Origin of the sequence: Vibrio cortegadensis, assembly GCF_024347395.1 — a bacterium.
Taxonomy (GTDB): domain Bacteria; phylum Pseudomonadota; class Gammaproteobacteria; order Enterobacterales; family Vibrionaceae; genus Vibrio; species Vibrio cortegadensis.
Genome location: NZ_AP025472.1, coordinates 2,915,295 through 2,929,410, shown reverse-complemented (window position 1 = coordinate 2,929,410; position 14,116 = coordinate 2,915,295). Strand labels below are relative to the sequence as shown.

The window sequence follows — 14,116 nt, the reverse complement described above, 5'->3', positions numbered from 1 at the left end:
TGACTAACTACTAGTAAAAAGGGCATCATTTGATGCCCTTTTTTCTGTGTTAACCTTTAAGGTTATATAAAAGAGTAGATTTGATGGTTTTTTCATCAGTTTTTACTTTAAAAGCATAGAAAAAAGGTTAAGTTTATCTTAATCGATAAATAAAGTAGCGGCTCTGTGAATGTTTTGGAGTAGTTACAAGGAAATAGCCCTGCAACAGCGGGGTATTGTCGTCTATATTTATGACTTATCACAGGTTGGTTTTATGAAAGCAAATGCTGAAACTCCTGATAGCTCAAGTGCAGCAGATACTTTTAAGTGGTTTATCGCTTTTGCTCTGTTAGCCGCCGCTGTTGTGGGTAATTACCTGTATGGTGAATTATCGGTAGTAATTCGCGTTGCAGGTGTCGTTGTTCTTATCGCAGGTGCATTAGGCACTGCGGCAACAACAACTAAAGGTAAAGCTGCGATCTCTTTTGCTCAAGAATCTCGAGTAGAAGTTCGCAAAGTTGTTTGGCCTACTCGCCAAGAAACTATGCAAACTACGTTGATCGTATTAGCTGTATGTATTGTAATGGCATTAGTGCTATGGGGCATTGACGGCATTATGGTTCGTCTTGTTGCATTCGCAACTGGTGTGTGAGGATTCTAATTCATGAGTGAAGCTCCAAAAAAACGTTGGTATGTAGTTCAAGCCTTTTCTGGTTATGAAGGTCGTGTATCTCAATCGTTACGCGAACATATTAAAATGCATGACATGGAAGAATTCTTTGGTGACGTACTTGTACCGACTGAAGAAGTGGTAGAAATGCGTGCAGGACAACGTCGTAAAAGCGAACGTAAGTTCTTCCCTGGTTACGTACTTGTGCAAATGATCATGAATGATGAATCATGGCACTTAGTTCGTAGCATTCCACGTGTTATGGGCTTCATTGGTGGTACCTCTGATCGTCCGGCACCAATCACCGACAAAGAAGCTGATGCTATCTTGAATCGTTTAGAGAAAGCGAGCGAAGCTCCACGTCCTAAAACGATGTTTGAAGCTGGTGAAGTGGTTCGAGTTAATGATGGTCCATTTGCAGATTTCAACGGTACAGTTGAATCAGTAGATTACGAGAAAAGCCGCATTAAAGTGTCAGTATCGATCTTTGGTCGTGCTACGCCTGTTGAACTTGAATTCGGTCAAGTGGAAAAACTTGATTAAAAACTGGTCTTTTAGACTTGTTATAGGCGTGAAATGTGATTATAATTTCGCGCCTTTTTACGCTATTGCGGAAAAGAATTTTACAAACGGGGAGCTCACCAATAGGTTGGCGTTAGTACCCAAAATTTAGGAAATATCATGGCTAAGAAAGTTGAAGCTTATATCAAACTGCAAGTAGCAGCTGGTATGGCAAACCCAAGTCCACCGGTTGGTCCTGCTCTAGGTCAACACGGCGTTAACATCATGGAATTCTGTAAAGCGTTCAACGCAAAAACAGAATCAGTAGAGAAAGGTCTACCGACTCCAGTTGTTATCACAGTATACAGCGATCGTTCTTTCACGTTCGTAACTAAGACTCCACCTGCTGCAGTTCTTCTTCTGAAAGCTGCTGGCATTAAGTCTGGTTCTGGTCGTCCGAACACTGAGAAAGTTGGTACTGTTACTGACGCTCAAGTTCAAGAGATCGCAGAAACTAAAGCTGCAGACATGACTGGCGCAGACATCGAAGCGATGAAGCGTTCTATCGCAGGTACTGCTCGTTCAATGGGCCTAGTGGTAGAGGGTTAATAAAATGACAAAACTTACTAAGCGTATGCGCGTTATCCGCGACAAAGTTGAAGTGACTAAAGAATACGAAATCAACGAAGCAGTAGCTCTTCTTAAAGAACTAGCAACAGCTAAATTCGTAGAAAGCGTTGATGTAGCAGTTAATCTTGGTATTGACGCTCGTAAATCTGACCAAAACGTTCGTGGCGCAACTGTGCTACCACACGGTACTGGTCGTGATATCCGCGTTGCTGTGTTCACTCAAGGTGCAAACGCAGAAGCAGCTAAAGCAGCTGGCGCAGACATCGTAGGCATGGAAGACCTTGCTGAGCAAGTTAAGAAAGGCGAAATGAACTTCGACGTAGTTGTTGCATCTCCAGATGCAATGCGTGTTGTTGGTCAACTAGGTACAATCCTAGGTCCTCGCGGTCTTATGCCAAACCCTAAAGTTGGTACTGTAACTCCTAACGTTGCTGAAGCAGTTAAAAATGCTAAAGCTGGTCAGGTTCGTTACCGTAACGACAAAAACGGTATCATCCATACTACTATCGGCAAAGCATCTTTCGAAGCTTCACAGCTTCAAGAAAACCTAGAAGCTCTTCTAGTTGCTCTTAAGAAAGCTAAGCCTTCTTCAGCGAAAGGTACTTTCCTGAAGAAAGTAAGCATCTCTACTACTATGGGTGCTGGTGTTACTGTTGATCAAGCAAGCTTGAACACTACAGTAAACTAATTTGCATAGGCGATGAGTTAGTGTATAATTCGTCGCCTAATAAATTGTGGTTGGGTGAATTTTGAAGCAATTCAATTCTCATCTATCTCCAAGACCGTAGGCGCTGTTATTTATCGAATGATATTTGATGGCTTAATGCAACCTACGTAGGCGATTTAGGATTGTAGGTCATTTTTTGGCGTTCATGAATATATCGTAAACGCTCTCTACATAACGTAGTGAGTGCTGTAATCACAACCAGAGGTTAATCCAAATGGCTTTAAATCTTCAAGACAAAAAAGCAATTGTTGCTGAAGTCAACGAAGCAGCCAGTGGTGCACTTTCTGCAGTTGTAGCTGACTCTCGTGGCGTTACTGTTGGCGCGATGACTTCTCTACGTAAACAAGCGCGTGAAGCGGGTGTTTACATGAGAGTTGTTCGTAACACACTAGCACGTCGTGCAGTAGAAGGTACTGAGTATGAGTGTCTACAAGACACATTTACTGGTCCATCTCTACTTGCATTCTCTAACGAGCACCCAGGTGCTGCAGCACGTCTTTTTAAAGACTTTGCTAAAGAGAATAAAGACTTCGAGATCAAAGCTGCTGCATTTGAAGGCGCAGTTACTGATGCTGATGTACTAGCGACACTACCAACTTACGACGAAGCAATCGCACGCCTAATGATGTGCATGAAAGAAGCTTCTGCTGGTAAACTGGTACGTACTATCGCTGCTGTTCGTGACCAAAAAGAAGAAGTTGCGGCATAAGCCCTGCTTTAAATTGGTTACTATTTAAACTTATTGTTGACTTAAAAGAGAATTGTTATGTCTATTACTAACGAGCAAATCCTAGACGCAGTTGCAGAAATGTCTGTAATGCAAGTTGTTGAGCTTATCGAAGCTATGGAAGAGAAATTCGGTGTAACTGCTGCTGCTGCAGTTGTTGCTGGTGGCGCTGCTGCAGAATCTGCAGAAGAGCAAACTGAATTCGACGTAGTTCTAACTGCAGTTGGCGGAAACAAAGTTTCTGTAATCAAAGCTGTACGCGGCGCAACAGGTCTTGGCCTGAAAGAAGCTAAAGGTCTAGTTGACTCAGCTCCTGCATCTCTAAAAGAAGGCGTTGAAAAAGCTGAAGCTGAAGCGCTTAAAGCGACTTTAGAAGAAGCTGGTGCAACTGTTGAAATCAAGTAATTATTACTTGATTTCTTAGCCTAACGGCTAATGGCTGGTGGTTTATTAACCACCGGCCTTTTTGCGCTGTAGGGTATAGGTGAATTTTCCGCTGTTTTTGCACCTTTATCTGAGCAAAAGTATTTCGCATAAACTTTGTCGAAATACCACTACTGGAAAACAGTTGTTAGTCACTACCCCCCTCCTTAGCAAAAGATTAAGGAGCAGAGATTGGGTAGTTTGGGTCACTTATCAGCGAGCTGAGGAACCCCATGGTTTACTCTTATACCGAGAAAAAGCGCATCCGTAAGGATTTTGGTACTCGTCCACAAGTTTTGGACATTCCATACCTGCTATCGATCCAGCTTGATTCTTTCGATAAATTTATTGAACAGGATCCAGAAGGACAATACGGTCTTGAGGCTGCTTTTCGTTCTGTATTTCCAATTCAGAGCTATAACGGCAATTCCGAGCTGCAATACGTTAGCTATCGTCTTGGTGAGCCAGTTTTTGATGTTAAAGAATGTCAAATCCGTGGTGTAACTTATTCAAAACCACTACGCGTAAAATTACGTTTAGTTATTTTTGATCGAGATGCACCGGCAGGTACCGTAAAAGACATTAAAGAACAAGAAGTCTACATGGGCGAAATTCCGCTTATGACAGACAATGGTACCTTCGTAATTAATGGTACCGAGAGGGTTATCGTATCCCAGCTGCACCGAAGCCCAGGCGTGTTCTTCGACAGCGATAAGGGTAAGACCCACTCTTCTGGTAAAGTTCTATATAACGCACGTGTAATCCCTTACCGTGGCTCATGGTTAGACTTTGAGTTCGATCCTAAGGATAACTTATACGTACGTATTGACCGTCGCCGTAAATTACCTGCGTCGATCATTCTTCGTGCACTTGGTAAAACGACAGAAGAGATCCTAGATCTGTTCTTCGACAAAGTGAACTTCGAAGTTAAAGATCAAACGCTACTTATGGAACTTGTTCCAGAGCGTTTACGTGGTGAAACTGCATCATTTGACATTGAAGCAAATGGTAAAGTTTATGTAGAAACTGGCCGTCGCGTAACTGCGCGTCATATCCGTCAACTTGAAAAAGATGGCGTTGATTTCATCGAAGTACCTGTTGAGTACATCGTTGGCAAAGTTGCGGCTAAAGACTACATTGATGAAGCGACTGGCGAAGTTATTGTTGGTGCAAACCAAGAAATCAGCTTAGAAGCTCTTGCTAACTTGTCACAGGCAAGTCATAAGCAACTAGAAGTATTATTTACTAACGACCTAGACAATGGTTCGTTCATGTCTGACACATTGCGTGTTGACAGCACAGTAGATCGTATTTCAGCTCTAGTTGAAATCTACCGCATGATGCGTCCTGGCGAGCCACCAACGAAAGAAGCAGCTGAATCTTTGTTTGAAAGCTTATTCTTCTCAGAAGAACGTTATGACTTATCGACTGTTGGTCGTATGAAGTTTAACAGTTCAATTGAGCGTGAAGATGCTGGTGAGCAAGGTACGCTAGACGAAACTGACATCATCGCAGTAATGCGTAAACTGATCGGCATTCGTAACGGTAAAGGCGAAGTGGACGATATCGACCACCTTGGCAACCGTCGTATCCGTTCTGTTGGTGAGATGGCAGAAAACCAATTCCGTGTTGGTTTAGTTCGTGTAGAACGTGCAGTTAAAGAGCGTTTGAGCCTTGGTGACCTTGATGCAATCATGCCTCAAGACCTGATCAATGCTAAGCCTATTTCTGCCGCTGTTAAAGAATTCTTTGGCTCTTCACAGCTTTCACAGTTTATGGACCAAAACAACCCATTGTCAGAAGTAACGCATAAGCGTCGTATTTCTGCTTTAGGTCCTGGTGGTCTTACTCGTGAACGCGCAGGCTTTGAAGTACGTGATGTACACGTAACTCACTACGGTCGTCTATGTCCGATCGAAACGCCTGAAGGTCCAAACATCGGTTTGATTAACTCACTTTCAGCATTTGCACGTTGTAACGATTTCGGTTTCTTAGAAACGCCTTATCGTCGTGTTGTTGATGGTGTAGTTACTGACGAAGTTGATTACCTGTCTGCTATTCAAGAAGGCCAGTTTGTTATCGCTCAGGCGAACGCTGCTCTTACTGAATCTGGATCTTTTGCTGATGAGTTGATTACTGCTCGTCAAAAAGGTGAATCAGGTCTTCACCCTCGCGACCATGTAAACTACATGGACGTTGCAACAAACCAAGTAGTATCTATCGCTGCTTCGCTTATCCCGTTCCTAGAACACGATGATGCGAACCGTGCATTGATGGGTGCGAACATGCAACGTCAAGCTGTACCAACACTAAAAGCTGATAAGCCGTTAGTAGGTACAGGTATCGAACGTAACGTAGCGGTTGACTCAGGTGTAACTGCAGTCGCTAAACGTGGCGGTATGATTCAGTCTGTTGACGCGTCTCGTATCGTAGTTAAGGTTAATGAAGACGAGTTAGTACCTGGCGAAGCGGGTATCGACATCTACAATCTAACTAAGTACACACGTTCGAACCAAAATACATGTATTAACCAACGCCCAACCGTGCTACCTGGTGAACCAGTATCTCGCGGTGATGTAATTGCTGATGGTCCTTCAACAGACCTTGGTGAGCTAGCGCTTGGTCAAAACATGCGTATCGCATTTATGCCTTGGAATGGTTACAACTTCGAAGACTCGATCTTAGTATCTGAGCGCGTAGTTCAAGAAGACCGTTTCACGACAATTCACATTCAAGAACTATCTTGTGTGGCTCGTGATACTAAGCTGGGTTCTGAAGAGATCACTGCTGATATTCCAAACGTAGGTGAATCTGCTCTGTCTAAACTAGACGAGTCAGGTATCGTTTACATTGGTGCTGAAGTTAAGGGTGGCGACATCCTAGTTGGTAAAGTAACCCCTAAAGGTGAAACACAACTGACTCCTGAAGAGAAGCTACTACGTGCTATCTTCGGTGAGAAAGCATCAGATGTTAAAGATACATCACTACGTGTACCTAACTCTATCTCAGGTACGATCATTGATGTTCAAGTTTTCACTCGCGATGGCGTAGAGAAAGACAAGCGTGCGCTTGAAATTGAACAAATGCAGCTGAAAGATGCTAAGAAAGACTTAACTGAAGAATTCCAGATTCTTGAAGGTGGTCTACTAGCTCGTGTTCGTACTGCACTACTCAATGGTGGTTACTCTGAAGCTAAGCTTGATGCGATTGATCGTAAGAAGTGGCTAGAACTAACGTTAGATGACGAAGCACAACAATCACAGCTTGAGCAACTTGCTGAGCAGTGGGATGAGCTTAAAGCAGACTTCGATAAGAAGTTTGAGACTAAACGTCGTAAAATCACTCAAGGTGATGATCTAGCGCCTGGCGTTCTTAAGATTGTTAAAGTTTACCTAGCGGTGAAACGTCGTATCCAGCCTGGTGATAAGATGGCGGGTCGTCATGGTAACAAAGGTGTAATCTCTAAGATTAACCCTGTTGAAGACATGCCATACGATGAGAAAGGTCAACCTGTAGACATCGTGTTGAACCCACTGGGTGTACCATCACGTATGAACATCGGTCAGATCCTAGAAGTACACTTAGGTTTGGCTGCGAAAGGTATCGGTGACAAGATCAACCAAATGCTGAAGGAACAACAAGAACTGCATAAGTTCCGTAACTTCCTACAGACGGTTTATGATCTCGGTAACACTCGTCAGAAAGTTGATATTGCTGAACTGTCTGATGATCAAGTGCGTACCTTGGTTCAGAACCTACGTGGTGGTCTACCAATCGCTACGCCTGTGTTCGACGGTGCTTCTGAAACGTTGATCAAAGAGCTATTGAAATTAGGTGACCTTCCTGAATCTGGTCAACTAAAATTATTTGATGGCCGTACAGGTGATCAGTTCGAGCGTCCTGTAACTGTTGGTTACATGTACATGCTAAAACTGAACCACTTGGTTGATGACAAGATGCACGCGCGTTCGACTGGCTCTTACAGCCTAGTAACTCAGCAACCACTTGGTGGTAAAGCTCAGTTCGGTGGCCAGCGTTTCGGTGAGATGGAAGTATGGGCACTAGAAGCATACGGTGCTGCATATACTCTACAAGAAATGTTGACTGTGAAGTCGGATGATGTGAATGGCCGTACTAAGATGTATAAGAACATCGTAGATGGCGATCACAGCATGGAACCAGGCATGCCAGAATCGTTCAACGTATTGTTGAAAGAGATTCGCTCGCTAGGTATCAACATCGAGTTAGAAGATAAAGAGTAATCCTTAGGGATTATTTGTTAGAAAGGCGCTCGCCGAGCGCCTTTTCACTCCTTACAGGGGCTGATCGTGAAAGACTTATTAAACTTTCTAAAAGCACAGCATAAGACCGAAGAATTTGATGCAATCAAAATCGGTCTTTCTTCACCGGACATGATTCGTTCATGGTCTTTTGGTGAAGTTAAAAAACCAGAAACAATTAACTATCGTACGTTCAAGCCTGAGCGTGATGGTCTGTTCTGTGCGCGTATTTTTGGTCCAGTAAAAGACTACGAATGTCTTTGTGGCAAATATAAGCGTCTGAAGCACCGCGGTGTTATCTGTGAGAAGTGTGGCGTAGAAGTTACACAAACTAAAGTTCGTCGTGACCGTATGGGCCACATTGAACTCGCTTCACCAGTTGCTCACATCTGGTTCTTAAAATCACTACCGTCTCGTATCGGTCTACTAATGGATATTCCATTACGTGATATCGAACGTGTTCTTTACTTCGAAATGTACGTAGTAACAGAACCGGGTATGACGGATCTAGAAAAATCTCAGATGCTTACTGAAGAAGAGTATCTAGATCGCCTAGAAGAGTGGGGTGACGAGTTCACTGCTAAGATGGGTGCAGAAGCGATCAAAGATCTGCTGTCTACTATGGATATGCACCAAGAAGCTGAACAAATGCGCGAAGAGTTAGAAACAACTAACTCTGAAACTAAGCGTAAGAAACTGACTAAGCGTCTTAAGTTAGTTGAAGCATTTATTCAGTCTGGCAATGATCCACAATGGATGATCCTTACGGTTCTTCCAGTACTTCCGCCAGATCTACGTCCTCTAGTACCACTAGATGGCGGTCGTTTTGCGACTTCTGATCTGAACGATCTATACCGTCGTGTGATCAACCGTAACAACCGTTTGAAGCGTCTTCTAGAGCTAGCTGCTCCGGACATCATCGTACGTAACGAAAAGCGTATGCTGCAAGAGTCTGTTGATGCACTTCTTGATAACGGTCGTCGTGGTCGTGCGATTACAGGTTCTAACAAGCGTCCTCTGAAATCTCTTGCTGATATGATCAAGGGTAAACAGGGTCGTTTCCGTCAGAACTTGCTTGGTAAACGTGTAGATTACTCTGGTCGTTCTGTAATCACAGTAGGTCCAACTCTACGTTTGCACCAGTGTGGTCTTCCTAAGAAGATGGCACTTGAGCTATTCAAACCATTCATCTACAGCAAGCTAGAAACTCGTGGCATGGCGACGACAATCAAAGCAGCTAAGAAAATGGTAGAGCGCGAAGAAGCGATCGTTTGGGATATCCTAGACGAAGTAATTCGTGAACACCCAGTACTATTGAACCGTGCACCAACACTTCACCGTCTTGGTATTCAAGCGTTCGAACCAGTACTAATCGAAGGTAAAGCGATTCAGCTTCACCCACTAGTGTGTGCGGCATATAACGCCGACTTCGATGGTGACCAAATGGCGGTACACGTACCACTGACTTTGGAAGCTCAACTAGAAGCTCGTACCCTAATGATGTCGACGAATAACATTCTGTCGCCAGCATCAGGTGATCCGATCATCGTACCTTCTCAGGACGTTGTATTGGGTCTTTACTACATGACACGTGACAAGATCAACGTGAAAGGTGAAGGTATGTACCTTGCTGGCCCTGAAGAGGCTGAGAAGGCATACCGTACTAAGACTGCTGAGCTACATGCTCGCGTTAAAGTACGTATCACTGAAACAGTAGTAGACGAAGACGGTAACAGCACAACAAACACTGGCTTAGTTGATACAACTGTTGGTCGTGCAATGCTATGGCAAATCGTACCGAAAGGTCTTCCATACAGCATCGTTAACCAAAAGCTTGGTAAAAAACAGATCTCTAACCTGCTTAACGAGGCATATCGTAAGCTTGGTCTGAAAGATACCGTTGTTTTTGCTGACCAAATCATGTACGCAGGTTTCGCATACGCAGCACTATCTGGTGTTTCTGTTGGTATCGACGATATGGTTGTACCTCAAGCGAAGTACGACGAAATCGACGCAGCTGAAGAAGAAGTTCGTGAAATCCAAGATCAGTTCCAATCTGGTCTAGTTACTGCTGGTGAACGTTACAACAAAGTTATCGATATCTGGGCGTCTACCAACGACCGTGTTGCGAAAGCGATGATGGATAACCTATCGTTCGAAACAGTAGTTAACCGTGATGGTGATGAAGAACAGCAAGAGTCGTTTAACAGCATCTACATGATGGCTGACTCGGGCGCTCGTGGTTCTGCTGCACAGATTCGTCAGTTGGCGGGTATGCGTGGCCTGATGGCGCGTCCAGATGGTTCAATCATCGAAACGCCAATCACAGCGAACTTTAAAGAAGGTCTAAACGTACTTCAATACTTCATCTCAACGCACGGTGCGCGTAAAGGTCTTGCCGATACAGCACTGAAAACGGCGAACTCGGGTTACCTAACTCGTCGTCTAGTAGACGTTGCACAAGATGTTGTAGTACATGAGCACGATTGTGGCACTCACGAAGGTATCGACATGATGCCTCACATTGAAGGTGGTGACGTTAAAGTTGCACTTTCTGAGCTTGCTCTTGGTCGTGTTGTTGCTGAAGATGTTCTTAAGCCTGGTACTGAAGATGTACTGATCCCACGTAATACTCTAATTAATGAGAAGTGGTGTCAGATCATGGAAGATAACTCTGTAGATAGCATGAAAGTGCGCTCAGTAGTTACCTGTGATGCAGACTTCGGTTGTTGTGCACAGTGTTACGGTCGTGACCTAGCACGTGGTCACCTAGTGAACCAAGGTGAGGCAGTTGGTGTTATTGCTGCTCAATCTATCGGTGAACCGGGTACACAGCTAACGATGCGTACGTTCCACATCGGTGGTGCGGCATCTACTGCAGCAGCAGAGAACAGCATCCAAGCGAAAACAACTGGTACTGTGAAGCTTCACAACGCTAAGTTTGTAATCAACAAAGACAAGAAACTGGTTATCACCTCTCGTGCATCTGAGATGACGATTGTTGATGAGTTCGGTCGTACTAAAGAGAAGCACAAACTTCCTTACGGTTCGATTCTGAGCAAAGCAGACAACGATTCAGTAGAATCTGGTGAAGTTGTTGCTAACTGGGAAGCGCACACCATGCCAATCATCACTGAAGTGGCAGGTCGCATCCAATTTGTTGACATGATCGATGGTGTTACCGTTACTCGCCAAACAGATGACCTAACAGGTCTATCTTCAAGTGAAGTGACTGACGCAGCCGCTCGTCCAGCAGCAGGTAAAGATATGCGTCCAGCTATCAAACTTGTTGATGCAGCAGGCAACGATGTAATGATTCCTGGTACTGATATGCCAGCTCACTACTTCCTACCTGGTAAAGCGATTGTTAACATCGAAGATGGCGCAGAAGTTGGCATCGGTGACACATTATCTCGTATCCCTCAGAAATCTGGCGGAAACAAAGATATCACCGGTGGTCTACCACGCGTAGCCGACCTATTCGAAGCTCGTAAGCCGAAAGAGCCTGCGATCCTTGCTGAACACACAGGTACTGTGTCGTTCGGTAAAGAAACGAAAGGTAAGCGTCGTTTAGTTATTACTCGTGATGGCGGTGACGCTTACGAAGAGATGATTCCTAAGCACCGTCAGCTAAACGTATTTGAAGGTGAGAAGATTGAACGTGGTGATGTAATCGCCGACGGTCCTGAAACTCCACATGATATTCTACGTTTACGTGGTATCCGCGCAGTAACTCAGTACATCGCAAACGAAGTACAAGAAGTATACCGTCTACAAGGCGTTAAGATTAACGATAAGCACATTGAAACTATCGTTCGTCAAATGCTTCGTAAGTGTACTATCACTAAAGCGGGTGACTCTGAGTTCCTACCTGGTGAGCAAGTTGAATACTCACAAGTTAAGATCGCTAACCGTGTACTAGAAGCAGAAGGCAAGGAGCTAGTGAGCTTCGAGCGTGAACTACTAGGTATCACTAAAGCATCTCTTGCAACTGAGTCATTCATCTCAGCAGCGTCGTTCCAAGAAACGACTCGCGTACTAACAGAAGCTGCGGTTTCTGGTAAACGTGATGAGTTACGCGGCCTGAAAGAGAACGTTATTGTTGGTCGATTGATTCCAGCTGGTACTGGTTTCGCTTACCACCAAGAGCGTCAAAAACAGCGTGAAGAAGAGCAAGAAGGTCCATCTGCTGAACAAGCAACAGATAACCTAGCGGCACTTCTAAATGCAGGTTTCTCTTCTAACGAGTAAGCTAGTGTAGAGATAAAGGCAGCGTAATGTTGCCTTGATAGATAAATCCTCGGGCCATGCTCGGGGATTTTTTTTATCTTTAGAAAATGAGCCATTTAATGCTGGTGGCTTTCTATCTGTAGGGAACAACTAAAGAAGAAAGAAGAAAGAAGAAAGAAGAAAGAAGAAGGTTAAGGAAAGGAGCTAAATCGCTGATGAGAAGCGATAAATCGACCTCCTAAGCTGATTAGAGCTCTTAGGCTAGCATTGCGGTGCACAAAACCCTCTTACCATCGTAAGAAGGTTTCTGTATCTAATATTATCTTAGATATCGTGTTATCAAGCGCCTGGTGGAACGGCTAAGCTGTCAGCGATGAGTCGAATGAGCTGATCTTCAACTTCAAAGCGAGCTTCCGTTACTTCGCCAATAAATGAGAGATCGCTGTCTAGATTCTCAAGTAAATCTTCGCTCTGTATCGCTGCGTATTTGTCCGTAAAATTCAGTAGGGGCTCTGTGGTTAACACAATCTTGCCATAAGCTTGATTGATCTCTTCTGTCACTTCGAAACCTGTAGAACGCCACTTATCCATGACCATATCGTAAATTTTGAAATGTCCTTCAGAAATATAATCAACGAGATGTTGGCAAAATACCTGAAGCTCTTTTGGTGAAGGGAGCTCTGAGACAGCGCTGTTTGTTGTACAGGGCTGTAAAGTTGCGAGTTTACAGTATTCAACAATCAGTGATTGTCTGGTCTCGAGCCAATGGTCGATGACCTCACTTGAGCCACCCCACTGTTCTTGTACTTGTTTGAATTTATTTAGCATGACCATGTCCTCATGATCGGACCACAAGAGTGGTGATCGTCATCCGTGAAAAGCAAAGTATCCATAACACAATTTAAATTCTTATCTACCTGAGTTTTCGTTGATATTTCAATCTAAATTCTGGTATGAATTTAGATTGCCAGTAAAATGGAATAACTGCAAGTGGAGAGGAACAGAGATGTTAAAAAAAAGTGACAAAGGAACCAGCGACGTTTATTGGTGCATCGTTCTTGGCAGTGACTTATGGGTTGTAGATGGCACGCTTCCTTTAGGGAGTGCAAGTGAACTCGGCTTACCTTATGAAAAAGCCGTAAACATTGGAACCTATCAGGGGATTCCAGTGATGTGGTTAAACGATGCTGATGTGGATTGTCGCTATCCATTGACCTCTTTGCGCGAGTTACTGTTATTACCTGAAGCACTTTTTCTTCTCGCAAGCAAAGCTGTGCAGTATGGATACATGACACAAACTATGCGTTTCTGCGCTCAGTGCGGAGGACGCAATCACCTAAACCATAATCAGTTAGCTATGCAGTGTGGAGATTGCCGGACATTGCATTATCCGCGTATTTTTCCATGCATTATTGTTGGGGTAAGAAATAGTAAGCAGATACTTTTAGCGCAACATCCAAGGCACCGTAATGGTATGTACACAGTTATTGCAGGCTTCTTAGAAGTGGGCGAGACGTTAGAGCAATGTGTAGCGAGAGAAGTAAAAGAAGAAACTGGAATTGATGTGAAAAATATTCAATATTTCGGTAGCCAACCATGGGCATTTCCATCCAGTATGATGATGGCTTATATCGCAGAATATGAGTCAGGGGAGTTAAAACCAGATTATAGCGAGCTGACCGATGCGCAGTGGTTCTTGCCGAGTGAGATGCCAGCTGTTGCGCCTGAAGGGACGATTGCTCGTGCGTTGATTGAACATACGCTCGATCTGCTACATGAACCGACCACGTGAAAACGATGGTAATTCAACAAAATAGCTTTCAAATGATAAAAAAACCCCTCCGGTCAAGGAGGGGGTAAGTAAGATGTCGTTATGAGATGCTGAGTACTCTCATACTCAGTATTTATTATTTTAATTTTCGCTAGCGAGCAAATTTTTATCACGCTCT

General features: G+C 44.0%; 10 protein-coding genes. 9 read left to right on the top strand and 1 reads right to left on the bottom strand.

Translation table 11 applies throughout. The annotated features are described in order from the left end of the window. Nucleotides 1–253 precede the first annotated feature (253 nt). From secE to rpoC, 8 genes are all read left to right on the top strand, one after another. The gene (gene secE, locus OCV39_RS13610; protein WP_017053176.1) at nt 254–631 is read left to right on the top strand and encodes a preprotein translocase subunit SecE; all 378 of its coding nucleotides are present in this window, start codon (nt 254–256) and stop codon (nt 629–631) included. Nucleotides 632–643: 12 nt separating this feature from the next. After that, nucleotides 644–1,192 carry a transcription termination/antitermination protein NusG gene (gene nusG, locus OCV39_RS13605; protein WP_017053177.1) on the top strand — a complete coding sequence of 183 codons (549 nt, stop codon included), beginning with the start codon at nt 644–646 and terminating at the stop codon, nt 1,190–1,192. 138 nt (nt 1,193–1,330) lie between these two features. After that, nucleotides 1,331–1,759, top strand: a complete 429-nt coding sequence (gene rplK, locus OCV39_RS13600; RefSeq protein WP_113795395.1) for a 50S ribosomal protein L11 — start codon at nt 1,331–1,333, stop codon at nt 1,757–1,759. A gap of 4 nt (nt 1,760–1,763) precedes the next feature. Then, nucleotides 1,764–2,468, top strand: a complete 705-nt coding sequence (rplA, locus tag OCV39_RS13595; RefSeq protein WP_113795396.1) for a 50S ribosomal protein L1 — start codon at nt 1,764–1,766, stop codon at nt 2,466–2,468. Nucleotides 2,469–2,721: 253 nt separating this feature from the next. Beyond that, entirely contained in the window at nt 2,722–3,216 is a 495-nt protein-coding gene (gene rplJ, locus OCV39_RS13590; RefSeq protein ID WP_045103110.1) for a 50S ribosomal protein L10, read from the top strand. A gap of 57 nt (nt 3,217–3,273) precedes the next feature. Further along, nucleotides 3,274–3,639, top strand: a complete 366-nt coding sequence (gene rplL, locus OCV39_RS13585) for a 50S ribosomal protein L7/L12 (RefSeq protein ID WP_113795397.1) — start codon at nt 3,274–3,276, stop codon at nt 3,637–3,639. Nucleotides 3,640–3,890: 251 nt separating this feature from the next. Beyond that, nucleotides 3,891–7,919 carry a DNA-directed RNA polymerase subunit beta gene (gene rpoB, locus OCV39_RS13580; protein WP_017053182.1) on the top strand — a complete coding sequence of 1,343 codons (4,029 nt, stop codon included), beginning with the start codon at nt 3,891–3,893 and terminating at the stop codon, nt 7,917–7,919. 66 nt (nt 7,920–7,985) lie between these two features. Next, nucleotides 7,986–12,188, top strand: a complete 4,203-nt coding sequence (gene rpoC, locus OCV39_RS13575; protein WP_113795399.1) for a DNA-directed RNA polymerase subunit beta' — start codon at nt 7,986–7,988, stop codon at nt 12,186–12,188. Between the two features lie 318 nt (nt 12,189–12,506). Here the strand turns inward: rpoC and OCV39_RS13570 are convergent, their stop codons facing one another. After that, entirely contained in the window at nt 12,507–13,001 is a 495-nt protein-coding gene (locus OCV39_RS13570; protein ID WP_040887246.1) for an Rsd/AlgQ family anti-sigma factor, read from the bottom strand. A 172-nt stretch (nt 13,002–13,173) separates the two neighbouring features. On the opposite strand from OCV39_RS13570, the gene nudC reads away from it, so the two are divergent. After that, nucleotides 13,174–13,959: an NAD(+) diphosphatase gene (gene nudC / locus OCV39_RS13565; RefSeq protein ID WP_261888622.1), complete on the top strand. Its 786-nt coding sequence runs from the start codon at nt 13,174–13,176 to the stop codon at nt 13,957–13,959. The last annotated feature ends 157 nt before the right edge of the window (nt 13,960–14,116 follow it).

What these genes read in the sequence shown, in the direction of transcription:
- secE (WP_017053176.1), top strand. Translation starts at nt 254, where the DNA reads ATGAAAGCAAATGCTGAAACTCCTGATAGCTCAAGTGCAGCAGATACT.
- nusG (WP_017053177.1), top strand. Translation starts at nt 644, where the DNA reads ATGAGTGAAGCTCCAAAAAAACGTTGGTATGTAGTTCAAGCCTTTTCT.
- rplK (WP_113795395.1), top strand. Translation starts at nt 1,331, where the DNA reads ATGGCTAAGAAAGTTGAAGCTTATATCAAACTGCAAGTAGCAGCTGGT.
- rplA (WP_113795396.1), top strand. Translation starts at nt 1,764, where the DNA reads ATGACAAAACTTACTAAGCGTATGCGCGTTATCCGCGACAAAGTTGAA.
- rplJ (WP_045103110.1), top strand. Translation starts at nt 2,722, where the DNA reads ATGGCTTTAAATCTTCAAGACAAAAAAGCAATTGTTGCTGAAGTCAAC.
- rplL (WP_113795397.1), top strand. Translation starts at nt 3,274, where the DNA reads ATGTCTATTACTAACGAGCAAATCCTAGACGCAGTTGCAGAAATGTCT.
- rpoB (WP_017053182.1), top strand. Translation starts at nt 3,891, where the DNA reads ATGGTTTACTCTTATACCGAGAAAAAGCGCATCCGTAAGGATTTTGGT.
- OCV39_RS13570 (WP_040887246.1), bottom strand. Translation starts at nt 13,001, where the DNA reads ATGGTCATGCTAAATAAATTCAAACAAGTACAAGAACAGTGGGGTGGC.
- nudC (WP_261888622.1), top strand. Translation starts at nt 13,174, where the DNA reads ATGTTAAAAAAAAGTGACAAAGGAACCAGCGACGTTTATTGGTGCATC.